Raw genomic sequence first — 15,667 nt, forward strand, 5'->3', positions numbered from 1 at the left:
GTGAATCTGGTGCAAAGTACATCATGTCGTTCGCGCGCTACGCTTTAAGAGCTCATGCAGGTCGCGTCTCCCGTGTTTGTTTCTATTTTGCTCAAAAAGGGAACAAATGCGGGAATATTCTTACGTGATTTTGATTATCTTGTAGTGTTTTTCTTATCCCGCGTTAGTTTACTTGTATTCGAGTGTAACGGCATGTCGTGTATAGCTTATGCTTATCAATATCATTAATAAAAAATATATAGCGAAAATTTGTGTAAACCTTATTTTGTTAATGTTTAGTAAGGAAAATCAGTAATTTTTTAAAAAATAATATAAATCTGTGATTAAAATCACTCAACAAATTCTCTCAAAATTATTGAATTTTTCCACGGGGGGGGGGGTAGATTACTCTAATTGGCAATTTGCTATCTCTGTGCTTTGTTTTGTTAGTTATTCTACATTTTATGAACAAATATTTGCCTGTGATGCAAAAAGTCGAAAAGTATAGACGTCCTAAAAGGGTGAAGTATATGACGAGTAAACAAAATAGCGCGAAACACATATCCATATCTAAAAAGTGCACAAAATCTTCGTACCTAGATAATTCTGTTATCGATTCAATGGCGAAATCGATTACGTCTACAAACTTTGAGGCAACTTCTTCTAGAAGGGTCTCTGTACTTCCTAAAATTGCTTTAACAGCAGTGCTAGCAAGTTTGCTTGCATGTGGAGCAGGATTGCCATCTAACCATGCATGGGCTAATGGCGTGAATATGCCTGACGGCAGCTATAGGTATGCGAATCGTGATTCTTCTACAAAGGCGCAGAGGTATGTTGATATTAAAGCACTTCCTTGCGATAAGAATCAGGTAACTGATAAGAATAAGGCTGATAGAGAAACTTACGGACAGTATTACAAGGTCGAATACCAGTTTAATTCTCAGGGTGAATGGTGGGGTGGTCGACCATTCTGGTGGGCGAGCGTGCCTAAGGATGTTGACATTGTAGATAATAAAGTTACTTTGCATAAAGATGAACAGTTGACTGGTGATGGCGGTTCCAAACAAACAGGTGCAACATATGGAAAGGATGCTTGGAATCAGTCTGCAAGCCGTTTCTGGTTTAGTAAGAATACGGAGAAAACTGAGTTTGAGAATAACTGGAAGAGGATGACTGGCGAAGACAGTGGTTATAACAACTCAGGTGATACTTACAATACTTCTACAGCATATATGAACGATACGAGTGCACTAATTATTAACTGGGAGAGTAGAGGCAATAGAAAATCTAAGATTAGCTTTGTTATCAAACTGAAAGATAAAACGGAGCCTTTAAAGTTTGCTGCAGGTGTGTACCAGGTGATGGGCAACTGGCATTACACTGTTGGCAAAGTTGAGATTGCTCCAACGTTACCAAAGTATGCTCAGGAGTTAGAGCTTAATTATCCAAATGATAAGGTAGAGGTTGATTCTGCGAAATATGGCAAGAGTCTTACGAAAGACGAAAAGGATAATGTTCTTACAAAGCTGTGGGATGCTAATAAGAGTAATACCGATGTGCTGAAAAAGCTTAAAGGTATGGAACAGACTCAAACTGAAGCGGATTTCAAAAAGGCTGTAAAAGTTAATAATGATGGTAGCGCGACTATTACGTACAAAGATGACTCTAAGGATACTATTTCTAAGGAGAATCTAACTAAGCGCTACGTGCCATTGTCAGAGCGCACAAAAATTACGTATCCAGCTTTGACTCCTGTGAAGAATGCGTCTTCTCTTGATTCAACAGAGAAGACGCAAGTTGAAAATGCTATTAAGAATGCTAATCAGAATAAAAATATCAAGAGTGTAACTGTTGATGGTAACGGTAAAGCGACTATCACGTTTGATGATAAAATTGGCACTCCTTCCACTAAGACAATTGAAGGCCAGTATCTTGTAAAGAAGCAGCGTTCACTTGCGGATAAGTTTACGCCATTATACGGGTTACCTATTGGTGTGAAGAATCCAAGTAGCCTTTCGCCTGATGACATCAAAAAAGTTCAGGAATCTATATACGATGCTAATAAAAATGTAAATGGATTCCTTGATGCTATAAGTAATAATAAAAATAACATTTCGATTGCAACTAATGGTGATGCAACAATTACTTACAAGGATAACGAAAATAGCTTCCCTTCAAAAGATACTATTTCTCACACGTTATTAGTTTATAAGATACCATCTTTATCTGAGAGAGTGAAAATTGCTATGCCAAGCAGACTTGGTGTAAAGAATGCTGAAGATTTATCTTCACCAGAACAAAATGCAATTAAAGATAATATCAAAAAAGCTAATAAAGATCTCGATCAAAATCTTAAGAAAGACGCTAATGCTATTAATGTAGGAAAAGATGGTACTACAACAATAACGTTCAGCGATGATAGTACTGTAAAAATTCGCGGCGAGCGTCTAGTTTATACGCAAGGTAAAAGCACTGCGCAAGGAACTCATAAAGTTACTACTGGAAAGTATACGTACAATATAACTCCTATTAAGGTGACCAATATTAATAATATCGATGGAAATAATTGGGCTGATGCAGCTCGGCGTTTCATGTTCGATAATTATGATTGGACAAATAAAGGAACAGAATTTAATAAAATTAATCATACTGAACCGCTTGCAATTGGTGGTAGTAATATAGCTAGCAACAATAAATGGGATCTAGAAAAACAGGCAAGTATATTCACTCCAAAGAGTGGCACTAACGGATTAAAAATTAATGTTTGGGGTACACTTGGTATAACTAACATTGTGCATGGAAATAGTGGTATTGAGATTAGAGGTGCTAGTAGTACTTGGAATACTGATGATTTGTACTTCACATTATCCAAAGATGATCTTTTCTATGCTGATGGACCAGCGTTTAATCCAGAAGACGAAAAGAAAAAGATTGATGATGCAATAGAGAAAGCTCTGAAAGATAAGGGATTCTCTGGAGATGAGCTTAATAAACTTAAGAATGAAATATCTAAAGATAAAGATGTTTTATCGGATAAAAACGGTATTAAAAAACAAGATGACGTTGATAAGCTTCTTAAGAAAATAGACGAGCTTGTTAATAAGAAGAAAGAAGAATCTGATAATAAAAAGCAGATTGATAAGGTTAAGAAGGATCTTGGTCTTGATGATAAGCAGAAAAAAGAGCTTGATGAACAGCTGAAAGGCGTAACTGATCCTGAAAAGATTCGTGAGAAGATAAACGAATTCCAGAAGAAGCAGGATCAGCAGAAGCAGACTGAGTCTGATGACAAGCAAAAAGAGGCTGATCAAAAGCAAAAGCAGGCTGTTCAAACTCAGCAGAATGCTGATAATAAGACTGTCGACCAAAAGCAGCAGCAAGCTACTCAGGATGAGAATACTTCTAATCAGCAAGCTGAAAAAGATAAGAAGGCTGCTGAGCTTGAGAAGCAAAAGCAGTCTGCTATTGATGAAATTAGCAAGAACGACAAACTTAAGCCTGAGGACAAAGAGCAGTTTATTAAGAAGATTCAGCAGGCAACTGATGAGAATGATATAAATACTATAAAGCAACAGGCTGCGGAAAAGGCTACTCAGAATCAGACTGCTTTTGATAACAGTAATAATAATGGTCTTGATACTGCTAAGCAAGCTGCTAAGGATACTATCGGTAAGCTTACTAATCTTAATGATACTGAAAAGCAGAAGTATCAGGGTGATATTGATAAAGCAAATAGTCTTGATAAAGTTGCAGAGATTCTCAACAAAGCTGAGTTTGAGGATGCTAAAGCTGCAGCTAAGAAGAAGATTGCTGATCTGAAGCAGAAAGGTGATCTTACTGATCAAGAAGCTACAGATCTAAATAATCGCATTGATAAAGCTAATGATTTGCGAGAAGTTGAGGGTATCCTTGAGGAAGCTGAGTTAAATAAAGCTAAGAGTGATGCTAAATCTGATGTAGATAAGCTCACGAATCTTAACAAAGCTCAAAAGGATGCTTTGAAGCAGAAAATTGATGATGTTGAAACTGATCCTACCAGCGATAATTTGAAGACTGTTGATCAGGCTAAGACTGCCATCACTGCTGTTGTTGCTAAGGCTAAAGAGCTTGACAAGAAGATGAGTGATCTTAAGACTCTTGTTGATTTGGTCAATAAACAGAAAGAAACTCTTAAGAAGTCTGATGGCTACAAGGATACATCTAAGAAGAATGCTTTTGACACTGCATTAACAAATGCATCTACTCTTGTTGATCTAACTAAGGGTACGAATGCTGATGGTGCCAAGGTTGATGAGACTAAGAACACATTAGAAAATGCTGTTAAGGATCTCGGTGGTAATACTGTTGACAAGTCAAAGCTTCAGCATGAAATTGAGACCGCTTATGAATGGCAAGGCAAGGATAAGCAGGGTAAAGATGATTCTTCTATAAAGAAGAATCCAAAGTATGAGAATGCTTCTAAAGATAAGAAGAATGATTTTGATACTGCTCTGTCTAATGCAAAGAAAGTTTATGAACAAAAAGATGCTTCACAGGTGTCTATTAATGAGGCTGAATCTAAGTTAAGCAAAGCAATTGATGCTCTTGATGGTCATAATAAATCTGATTTGAATGATGCCATAAAGAAAGCAAATTCAAAGAAATCTGAAATTGTTTACAATAACGCGTCAGAAGATAAGAAATCTGCTTTTGATAAAGCGTTAAAATATGCTGAGGAAATCGAAAAGAAGCTTGGCGCATCAGATGTTGAGATCAGTAAAGCAAAAGACGACTTGGATAAGGCACTTAACGATCTTAATGGTAAGGTTAAAACTTCTGATTTGGAAGCTGCTGTAGAAAAAGCAAAGAAAATGAAGAAGTCAACAACTGATCCTAAATCTGATGGCGATCCTAAGTATGAGAATGCTTCTCAAGAAAAGAAGCAAGCTGTTGATACGGCTCTCAATCGCGCTGAGTCTGCTCTTGCTGACGCTAAGAAGGATAAGTCAAAGAACACTCCTGAGCAAAAGCAGAAAGCTATTGATGAAGCATTAAATAAACTTAATGATGCTATTAGTAATCTTGATGGTGTTGACAAGACTAAGTTGACAGGAAAGCTTACGGAGGCAAAAGGTAAGAAGGATACTCCTGCTTATAAGAATGCTTCTAATACCAATAGTAAAGCGCTTGATGACGCTATAGCTTCTGCAGAAAATATCGTAAATAAAGCTGGTGCAACAGAGAAGGAAATTTCTGATGCTATCAATAAGCTTACCAAAGCTATCGATGGTTTGGATGGTCATGATATTTCTGATTTGCATAACGCTGTTGATAATGCCAATACTAAGAAGTCTAAAGTGTCTTACAAGAACGCCAATCAAGATAAGCGAGATAATTTTGATAAGGCTCTGAAAGCTGCTGAAGAAATCTTGAAGAACCCTAATGGTAAGACTGAGCAGGCAATAAAGACTGCTAAGGATAATCTTGAAATTGCATCGAACGAGCTGGATGGCGTTGTTGATACATCTAAGCTGCAGTCTGAAGTTACTAAGGATACTGATATAAAGGATAAGCCGCAGTATAAGAACTCTGATAAAGATAAGCAGACTACTTTTGATCAGGCTCTTATCGAAGCTCAGAATGCTTTGAGTGAAGCGAAGAACAATAAGTCTCAGAAGTCTCCTGAGGATAAGCAGAGTGCTGTTGACAATGCTTTGAAGAATCTTCAGACTGCTGCATCTTCGTTGAATGGTGTTGATATTAGTGCTTTGCAGGAAGAGATTGCTCTTGAAGGCACTGTGAGAATGTCTTCTGCGTACCTCTATGACACTTCGGATAAAAAGACTGCATATAATGATGCTTTGCAAGATGCGCGAGATCTCGTTTCAAAGTTGGCTGATATATCTGGTACTGGTAAAGATCTTGCTTCTAAGACTCAATCAGAGCGTCAAGCTCTTGTTGATTCTGCTTTGAAGAAGCTCCAGCGGGCTAAGAATGCGTTGACTGGTGTAGCTCCTGCTCAGTCTCTGTCTCCAGTTATTCCTGTGAATCCAGAGTTTGAGCAAAAGCCTGTTCCAGTTCCAACTCCCGATACAACTCCAACTCCAGAGCAAACTCGTGATTCTGGTTTTGGTGTGAATGATAATGCGCCAGCTATTGTAGATAAGGGCGAGTTGCATTTGCAGATCGAGGGTGCTGAATCCGATTTGCAATCTAGCGATAATGCCAATGGTTCGCAGCAGAACAATGTGGATGATAACTCTAGCAATTCTATTAATTCAGGGAATGTTAGCAAGAGTACAAATAGTGGTAATGGTGTCACCAGCAGTTCTGCTGCTAAGCAAGATAATGCATCCAATGATAATGGATCACATGATGCAAATATCGATTCTGGTGTAGAGAATTCTCCAGCTGTTAAGCAGGCGGATATTGATGTTTCTAAGGCAAAATCTAATGTTGATAGTGCTTTGGCGGAAGCTAAAAAGGTAGCGGCCGATCCTCATAGCACTCAGGAACAAGTGAATGCTGCTGTTGAGAAGCTGAGTGCTGCGCGTAAGGCTTTGCTTGCTGCTAAGTCTCGTGCTTCGCAGGTTCGTGATGAGGTTCGTGCTCAGGTTATTAAGAATTCTAAGTCTGCTGGTATGCGTGCTTATTCGAATGCTGAAATGAGTAGTGATAGTAATAAGCGTGGAGAAATCAGTGGCATGAATACTGGTTCTGTTGTTGCTCCTACTGGGCTGCTGGCATCGCTTCTCGCTGCTGCTGGAGCGCTATTTGCTGCTCGTCGTGGTGGATTGCGCAAAAATAAGTAAGCAGTTTTAGCAGTGTAAATTGGTTGCTCGGTTTTATAGCTTTTTGCTTGTAGCTGAGCAACTTTTTTATTCTCGTAACCTGTATGGCTGACTAGTTTATAACCGTATGCACTTATGCAGGTCATTTTTTACTTGTATTTGTACGTGCTATGGGGTGAATATGGCGTAGGGTGTGTTTCGACGTTAGCGCGGTTTAAGTGCGCTCACGTCTTTGCCTGTGTTTGTGTATTTTCGCCCGTGTTTGTAGTCGTTTTTGTATAAAGAGAGAACAAATGTGAGAATAGGGTTACGATTATGTGAGCGTGCTGTAACGTGCGAGCTTTATGGCTTCGAGTTGAAATATGTGATATATATGAAGTTGTAGTGTTTTTGTTCCCAAAATGCGTAGTTTTGAAAACAAAAACACTACAGAGTAGTAACATGCATATGTACTAAGAATGTGTTATGTGATTATTAGAGGTTATTTTTGTTGCTGCTATTTATTTAGAAACAAAATGTATTTCACTCATAGCCATATGATGCCAAGTATTTCCGATATCTACAGGAATAATACGATAGTATTTAAAAGAATTCTTTAGAATAGCTGCAGGGATTTTTATATATTGGCGTTCTATATGGACTTGAGAAGTTTTCCAAGGAATAGTAAAAATCATATCTTTTTGTCCATCTTTTATATTTTCCCAATTTATTCCATCTTTAGATGTGGAAAGCTTAAATTTTTTAATTGCCTGATCATTACCGTAGTTAGCGTAGAACTCTATGCCAGATATTGATCTACATTTATCAAATTTATAATTAATTGATATCTTTTCTTGCTTTAAATGAGAAGGCTTAAAGTCGAATACTCCAGTTTTATATCTATTGGTGATCTCCCCATTAAAAAGATTATCTATAGCATGAGGTTCTACAGGAACAAGTCCATTAGAACTATATCGTTTCATATTGTTTGCTGAAAATTCAGGCGTGATAACCATGTGGGTTACATGACTGCTATGCTTCTGCAAAGAAACAATATTTACAATCCCACGTTTCATTACTGTTTTACCGCTACGTAATTTTGAAATATCATCTTCTGTTATTGGATCCCATGTTACTGGTTCTTGAGTTTCTATTCCATCACTCCAATTAACGCGTACATATGATTTTGTGCCTAATATGTTCTTTTCATAATAATCCTTAATACCATCACCATTAATGTCATAAGATTTTGTATTTATATCTTTATTACCAACAATTGGGTTTTCAGCAATAATGCTAACAATATGTAATTGATCGGAGGATAAATTATGTTGATTTTTAGGCAACTTTTTGTAAACTCGAACATAATCTATATCCATGGTATTAGGATAAGGCTCCCATTGCCATGACCCTGTCCAACCTCCTGATCGTTTTTCGTATAAAGACAAAAGCTGAATCATAGGATAGTCAATATTTACTGATACTTTAGCGTATTCATTACCATCTACATAAAAAACGATACGATCTGGGTATCCAGAGCGTGTTCCTGTACCTTTTTGCCAATCAAAACCATATACATGATATTCATCATTGAAACTCTTATTTTTGTCGTAATACGATCTCAATCCAGTAAAATGAGGAAAAGCAATTTTATCTCTCCAAGAATGTAGATTTGGTGGAACCTTATGATTGTCCCTGCCTTGTACTTCCATGATATCAATTTCAGCACTTTGCTCTGGAGTATCTTCAAATCCTAAGAGCCACCATGCGCTATGTCTAGCAGAACCAGGTTGACCTTTCATTCTCATCTCGTAATAGCCATATTGATTAATATGAGTTAGCTCTGTTTTGTCTGGATTGCGAACGATGTTTTTTCCTGTCCAATTGTGTAAGCTATTGCGATTACCGGTAGAAATACCGCTAACAATAGTTTGCCCATCAAATTCTGGACACCATGGTTGAGAATTTTGATTAATCTGTAATTGCAAATGTCCATTATTAACTAGATAGTTACTCGCATTTTGCGAAGTAGTGCTCCATGAAGATAGATATTTATTTACCCAATATTTTGTATCCAAATTATTTTCATTAAATTCATCATGAAAAATCAAACGATAGCCTTGTTTTTGTAGTTGATTACCTGGTATATTCTTACCAAATTTTGCGTAAAATGTGACGCCATTGCTTAGTTCAGAATGAAGAGTCTCAGGAATTAGAGATAATTTAAATGGGAAGATTGCCTTATATTCATTTCCTGAGCTTTTTATTCGCCAAAACCAGCCTAGAAAATCTTTACCTTTCCTAATAGGATTTTCTGGCAGATTACTGTCATAGATCGTATAATCTTCGCCATCAAAATCGACTTGTAATGTTTTTATTACGTTGTCGTCAATCATGAAACGAACAGGAATATTTGTCTTGGCTTTATCAGTGTCTCTATTCTTAAATGTACGGCTATGCTTAGAATTGATTTCTAAACTGTTTGCCACCGAAAACCAGTTACTTTGTACAACACATGTACTTATACATATAGCAGAAAATATGCACATGCACTTTTTATTAAAATTGATTATCTTCATTGATTATCCTAATTATGTAAAAACATTTATCTATAAATATTTAGCCCTTTACTGATCCAGCTAAAAGACCAGAAACTATCCACTTCTGGCAGAAGCAGAAGAAAATAAACACTGGAATCAAAGCTAATACAGTCGTTGCCATGAACAAAGGCCAGTTTGTTGTGAATTGTTGTACAGCATTGTAAACCTGTAAGACAACAGTCTGTTTGTCTGTTGATGATAAGAACACGCTTGGTAAAAGAAAGTCATTCCAAGTGCCCATTGTTTGGAAAACAACTACGGCTACAATAATTGGACGTATAAGAGGCAGAACTATAGTCCAATATATTCGGAATGGTCCTGCGCCATCAATTTTTGCTGCTTCAAATAATTCTTGTGGAAGAGCTTTCATATAGCCAACAATAAGGAAATAGCAAAAGACGCAGCTACCCATATATAGTGCTACAAGACCTGTAAGAGTATCTGTTAAACCTATTGAAGATTCCATACGGTATAAAGGCAATAAAGTCGCTTGTACTGGTATTGCAAATGTAATCATTAGGATTGACCCAATAATCATAGTAAAAAGAGATTTTTTCTGTACTACACCATAAGCTGCAAGTGATCCGATTAATACTTGCAAAATAACAGCAACAGCAGTCACAGTAATTGTGTTTATAAATGCTTGAATGATTGTTCCATCTGCAAACGCATCTATGTAATTATTCCATAACCATTGTGTTGGTAGCTGCAATGGGTGTTTAATCATGTCGATAGGTGTTTTGAATGAACTAATTACAACGTAGTACAGGGGGACAGCGCATATTAGAGCAATTGTCCAAACAACTATAGTTCGAACTGTTTGAGATACGATTTTGTGACGCTTGTTCATTATTGGAATCTCCTTGCAACTGTGCTTGATACCTTCATTTGGATTGCAATAACAATTACGCAAGCAATCGTGAATAATGTAGATAATGCTGATGCTAAACCAACGTCAGATTGTCCCATGCCGCGCATAATTATCGCTTGAGTTATGGTATTTGTGGAATGACCAGGACCTCCAGCGGTCAATGTGTATGGTAAGTCGTATATTTTCAAAGCAGTTGTCATCAATAAAAATGTTGAAACAACCATTCCTGGAATTAACTGTGGCAAAGTTATATGAACGAATCGCTGTAAACCATTCGCACCATCTACTCTCGCTTGTTCATAGAGATCTGCTGGAATTGCCTGAAGCCATGCGATGTATAAAGTAGCATGCCATCCAACTTGCATCCATACTGCTACGAACATTACGCAAAAACGTGCCCAGTTATCTTGAGAAAGCCATTGAATAGAAGGTAAGCCAAATGTGTGTAAAACTTGATTGGCGACTCCAGAATCTAAAGGAGAAAAAATGTATTGCCAAATTAGACCAATTACCGCTTGTGCTGGTACTCCTAGGAAGAAGAATAATGATCGCAAAAAACTCTTACCAATCATTGCTTGATTTAAAACAACGGCTAGAGGAATTGCCAGACATGTAACTACGATGGTAACGATGAATGAATACATCAATGTAAAAATTAATGCTGAAAGTAATGATGTGTCAGAAAAGACTTGTTGATACTTTTGCAAGCCGATGAAGTGAAAATTTAAATCGTAGCCATTGAAATCAGTAAATGAGTAAAAAATTGATTGCATTAAAGGAATTAAAGTTAACACAATAAAAATAATCACTATTGGCAATAGGAACCAAAATGAAGTTAAATTATCTTTAAAGGCAGCTGAAGATACAGAAAACTTATGTCTTATTTGCTCAGAATTGCTGTTATTGTTTGGTGAACACCTCATAGTAATGCCCCCTCTATGATCTACAAATCTGCTATTGCTAACAGGATTACAGATGCAAATTACTCTTGTCAATGAAAACGGGTTGCACTCTGTAACAGATTTTACTGATTTAAAATTTCAGAGTGCAACCCATTCTGCTTATACTATTTCATCGAATTCCATTTATCGTCTAACAACTTAGTGAATTCTTTTGGAGTGATTTTTCCTTGAACTAGCTCTTGTTGACGAGATGCCATCTCTGTCATCATTGCGCTAGGAGACTTGGAGAAGTTCACCCAGTAGAATTTGTTATTTTGGAAATAATCTTTAATAACTCCAGCAAGTTCAGCAGGAGGATCTGCGCGATACTTATCAGATAATGACAAAGTTCCAGCATTTGTTGTGAACGTCTTAAGACCATCCTTGCTGTTCAAATATGCTAAGAATGTTTTTGCTGCTTCTTGCTGAGCTTTAGATGCTTTAGCTGCAATAGCGAATCCTTGGTCAGGGCCACCATTAATCCACTGCTCTCCATTCTTATAAGAAGGCATAGGAGCAACACCAAAATTAATTCCAGAGGCTTTTACATCTGCCAAATCCCAAGGACCAGAACGCATAACTGCAAGATTTCCAGTGACAAATTCTTGCTTTACCTGATCTGCTGTTAGGCCAATGCTCTTATGAGGAATGACTTTTGCGTCTATAGCTTTAGCCCATTCGCTCAATGCTGGAGTCCACTCTTTACTAAATGTTGAAGATCCGTTCCAGATTACTTCGTCTTGCTTATCGTTTTTGTCAGAAGCATATTTACTTGCTAATAATGCCTCGAATGTGCCAGATGGCTGTGTGTTAAAATCTTCCAAGAATGCGACTTTACCAGAATCATTAATCTTCTTGCCCATAGTAATAAAGTCGTCCCATGTCTTAGGGAATTCAGTGTATCCAGCTTGCTTCAAAATATCTTTATTGTAAAACATTGCACCAACCCAAGCAGAAACTGGCATGCCATATGTTTTACCGTTGTGTTGGAATAGCTTGAAGTTTGATTCATCAATTCCAGATAAGAATTTTGATCCTGAAATATCCAGAGCTTGACCAGATTGCATTATGTCAGTGCGGTTATCCATTGTTAAATTGAAAATCGTCGGAGGAGTGCCGCCAGCTAGTCGAGTTTGCAGAGTTTGGATGTATTGCGTTGAATTTTGACCATATTGCGCATCAATCTTAATATTTGGATGTGCTTTTTGAAATGCTGAAATTACATTGCCTATCTGATTTTTCTTGAAGTAAGAATAAAACGAAATAGATACTTTTCCAGCAGAATTTCCATTGCCACATGCTCCCAATGGTAATAACACTGTGGCGAGTGTCACCAGTGCCACCGCCGTGCGCTTTACATTTCGAAACCCACACCTCATTGTGATTTCCTTTCTTTGTGATAGCAAATCTTCTACCATCTTTTCAATACGTATTAGTACTGATAGGTACAGTATGACACATATCTTATAAAAATGCAACTTAAATATAGTTATATGTGTTTTTAAAAAGATATATAACAAGCGTAAAAATAGTGATTTATTAAGGGATTTCGTTATTCATGAGCAGGATAAACTTGTATGGATAAAGAATATTTTATATATATTAGACAATATCCATTATTAATATTATAGTAATAATACGTATTAGTAATAATTGAATGTATACAGATAATATTTTTTAGGATGCAAGATGAACGTGGAAATTAGTCGCACAATGGATGTGCTAAACACAGCAGAGACAACAAAAACAGATGTAGTTTCAAATGTAGTCGATAAATTTGTAACCACAATTAGGTTGCTCGAAGGGGAGCGCTGGTGGGGTGGAACAGTAATTGATGGGATATATGAACCATTTGGGAAACAAGTATTTACAAGAGATTTGTCTGAATGGACTCAAAAACTAAGAGAAGTTCCTGAAGCCTCAAATCAATCTTCTCCGCTACTAATATCTACGTGTGGACGATATGTATGGTGCAAAGAACCTTTCAAATTTACATTCGCAGATAGAACTCTATCGATAGAACATTCATCATCTCTAACGTTTACCAAAGTTGGAGATAAATTATCTGATGCTTATAAGTATGCTTGCAATAAATATTTTCCACCAAGCGGTAGAAGTATACCTGCAGATCTTATTGATAAGCCGCAATATAATACTTGGATCGAAATGCCTTATGCTCCAACGCAAAATAAAGTAGAAAATTATGCGCGTCAGATTCTTGAATTAGGAATGCCATCTGGAATCATTATGATTGATGACAAATGGTCACCTGATTATGGTGATTGGACATTTGATATTTCGCGTTTTCCAAAACCTCGTAAAATGATTGACTCATTGCACGAACAAGGCTTTCGTGTAATGCTTTGGCTCGTGCCTTTCATTAGTCCTGATTCTGAAAATTTCCGTTATTTGGAAAAAGAAAATCTTTTATTGAGAAGTGTAAATGGGGAAACAGCAATACGACGATGGTGGAATGGCTTGAGTGCTGTTTTGGATTTGTCGCATCCAAAAGCAATCTCTTGGTTAGAAGAGAAGCTTGATGCTCTTAGACAAATAGGTGTTGATGGGTTTAAATTCGATGGTGGTGATTTTTATGAGTGTCATAACGATGACATTTCATACGAATCAATGACGTCTGCAGAATTTTGTGAGCGATGGGCGAAATTCGGGTTGCGCTACTCTTACAACGAGTTTAGAGCATGTTGGAAAATGGGTGGTCAGCCTTTAGCGCAGCGCTTACGAGATAAGCCACAATCGTGGGGGGTTGAAGGTCTACAATCGCTTATTCCAGAAATAATAGCTCAAGGTCTTATTGGTCACGCATTCACATGTCCAGATATGATTGGTGGAGGCGAAATTGAATCTATGCAAAATGCTAATAGTATAGATCAAGATTTCTTTATTCGGTATGCACAGATTGCAGCATTATGTCCTATGATGCAATTCTCTACTTTACCTCACCGTGTTTTAGATAAAGAGCATATGAAAGCTCTAATTTGTGCTATAAGAACGAGAGAAGCACATTTGCCGACGATACAAAAGTTTGCATTAAATGCTGCTAATACTGGTGAGCCAATAGTACGACCAATGTCTTACCACTACGATCATTGTGAAGATATAATTGATCAATTCTTACTTGGAGACAGAATTATAGTGGCTCCAGCTCTTCATAAATATCAAAAACAGCGTTCTGTTTATATTCCTGATGGAAGTTGGGAAAGTGATGATAAAATTATTTTTGATGGACCAACTACTATCATTGTTGATACGCCGTTGGATCGAATTCCAATATTCACAAAAAAAATGTAGAGTATATTTTGTATATACTATATATTTTGGGATTGATGGCAAGTAGTACAAAGGTTGTAATTGCTTAGCGATAGGTTGTAATGCAATGAGAATTTCACAAGACGGATTTGCCTACAAAGCTCCTACAAGTAAAGATGTAGCGACTTTAGCTGGAGTTTCGCAAACAACTGTTTCGTTTGTTATTAATGATAAAAACGGGATTGCTCCTGAAACACGTAACCGTGTACTCAATGCAATGCGCACACTTAACTATCATCCTAACGCTGGCGCTCGCATTCTTCGAACATCTAAGACGAACATTATTGCACTATTTGCAGAGATGCGTAGCAATAAAGATGCAAATGAAACTACTCCTTACATAGATACCATAGTTCGTTATGCTGAAGAACATGGATATGATGTTATTCTTAACACAACTGCACATGATTCAAAGAGTATACAAAGATTAGCTAATAAGACACTTTGTGATGCTTTTATCCTTATGGATATTGAGACTAATGATCCTCGTATACCAGTAGTTTGCCAATTGACTCAGCCAACAGTGCTAATTGGAAGACCTAGAAATGCGCAGGGCTTGGATGTCGTAGATTTAGATGCTCGTATTGCAGGACGCATGGCAGTTGATGAACTATATGAGACAAATCATCATCATATTGCTGTAATAGGGGAGCCTGTGAGTAACCCGTACTCTATAGACTTTGAAGAGCCTGAAAACATGTTCTTTATTCACGAGTTCCATATGGCCATACGTCAAGAATGTGAAAAGCTTAATATTCCGTATTCTATAATCCCAAGAAAATCTCCAGACTGGACAGGTTTTGTTGAATGCGCTGACAGATTATTGAAGTACAAAGATGATAGACTTGGTATTATTGTTCGTCAGCCTAGTGTGGCTCAGTGGTTGTTATGGTATTTGAAAGAACGAAATATTCAGCCTGGGAAAGATTTATCGGTTATCGTACATTGTTCTGATGATTATGCAGAGAGTTTCCCAACGCCTATTACTAATATTTCAACTGTTCCAAGAGAAGTTGCAAAAACTGCGATTCAACTAGTACTTCAGAGACTAGATAGTGAATCCAATCAACAGCATTCTGAATTTAAACAAAATAAGATTATTCCTAATCGCACTAATCGTGAGATACTTGTAGCTCCATCTAATATACATAGGAGAGCAACGACTGTTACATCATGGTAATACGCCTTTTAAGTATTTCA

Annotated in this window: 7 protein-coding genes; 3 read left to right on the top strand and 4 right to left on the bottom strand. The window is 37.1% G+C overall.

What is annotated here, in order from left to right:
- Positions 1–509: 509 nt before the first annotated feature.
- Positions 510–6,770, top strand: coding sequence for a sugar-binding protein (locus tag HXT25_RS04585; protein ID WP_422118726.1), 6,261 nt, complete (start codon positions 510–512; stop codon positions 6,768–6,770).
- Between the two features lie 479 nt (positions 6,771–7,249).
- On the opposite strand, the gene HXT25_RS04590 is transcribed toward HXT25_RS04585, so the two are convergent.
- From HXT25_RS04590 to HXT25_RS04605, 4 genes are all read right to left on the bottom strand, one after another.
- Positions 7,250–9,217: a family 16 glycosylhydrolase gene (locus tag HXT25_RS04590; RefSeq protein WP_415706846.1), complete on the bottom strand. Its 1,968-nt coding sequence runs from the start codon at positions 9,215–9,217 to the stop codon at positions 7,250–7,252.
- A gap of 130 nt (positions 9,218–9,347) precedes the next feature.
- Positions 9,348–10,178 (bottom strand): carbohydrate ABC transporter permease, encoded by an 831-nt coding sequence (locus tag HXT25_RS04595; protein WP_004112249.1) that lies wholly within the window; start codon positions 10,176–10,178, stop codon positions 9,348–9,350.
- The gene (locus HXT25_RS04600; protein ID WP_004112250.1) at positions 10,178–11,122 is read right to left on the bottom strand and encodes a carbohydrate ABC transporter permease; all 945 of its coding nucleotides are present in this window, start codon (positions 11,120–11,122) and stop codon (positions 10,178–10,180) included. Before HXT25_RS04600 ends, HXT25_RS04595 begins: the two co-directional genes overlap by 1 nt.
- Positions 11,123–11,265: 143 nt before the next feature.
- Positions 11,266–12,519 (bottom strand): ABC transporter substrate-binding protein, encoded by a 1,254-nt coding sequence (locus HXT25_RS04605; RefSeq protein ID WP_422118727.1) that lies wholly within the window; start codon positions 12,517–12,519, stop codon positions 11,266–11,268.
- Between the two features lie 310 nt (positions 12,520–12,829).
- On the opposite strand from HXT25_RS04605, the gene HXT25_RS04610 reads away from it, so the two are divergent.
- The gene (locus HXT25_RS04610) at positions 12,830–14,449 is read left to right on the top strand and encodes a glycoside hydrolase family 31 protein (RefSeq protein WP_422118728.1); all 1,620 of its coding nucleotides are present in this window, start codon (positions 12,830–12,832) and stop codon (positions 14,447–14,449) included.
- Positions 14,450–14,534: 85 nt separating this feature from the next.
- Positions 14,535–15,647 carry a LacI family DNA-binding transcriptional regulator gene (locus HXT25_RS04615; RefSeq protein ID WP_004112255.1) on the top strand — a complete coding sequence of 371 codons (1,113 nt, stop codon included), beginning with the start codon at positions 14,535–14,537 and terminating at the stop codon, positions 15,645–15,647.
- Positions 15,648–15,667 lie beyond the last annotated feature (20 nt).

This window comes from Gardnerella sp. DNF00476 (assembly GCF_049262735.1).
GTDB classification, from domain to species: Bacteria; Actinomycetota; Actinomycetes; order Actinomycetales; family Bifidobacteriaceae; genus Bifidobacterium; species Bifidobacterium vaginale.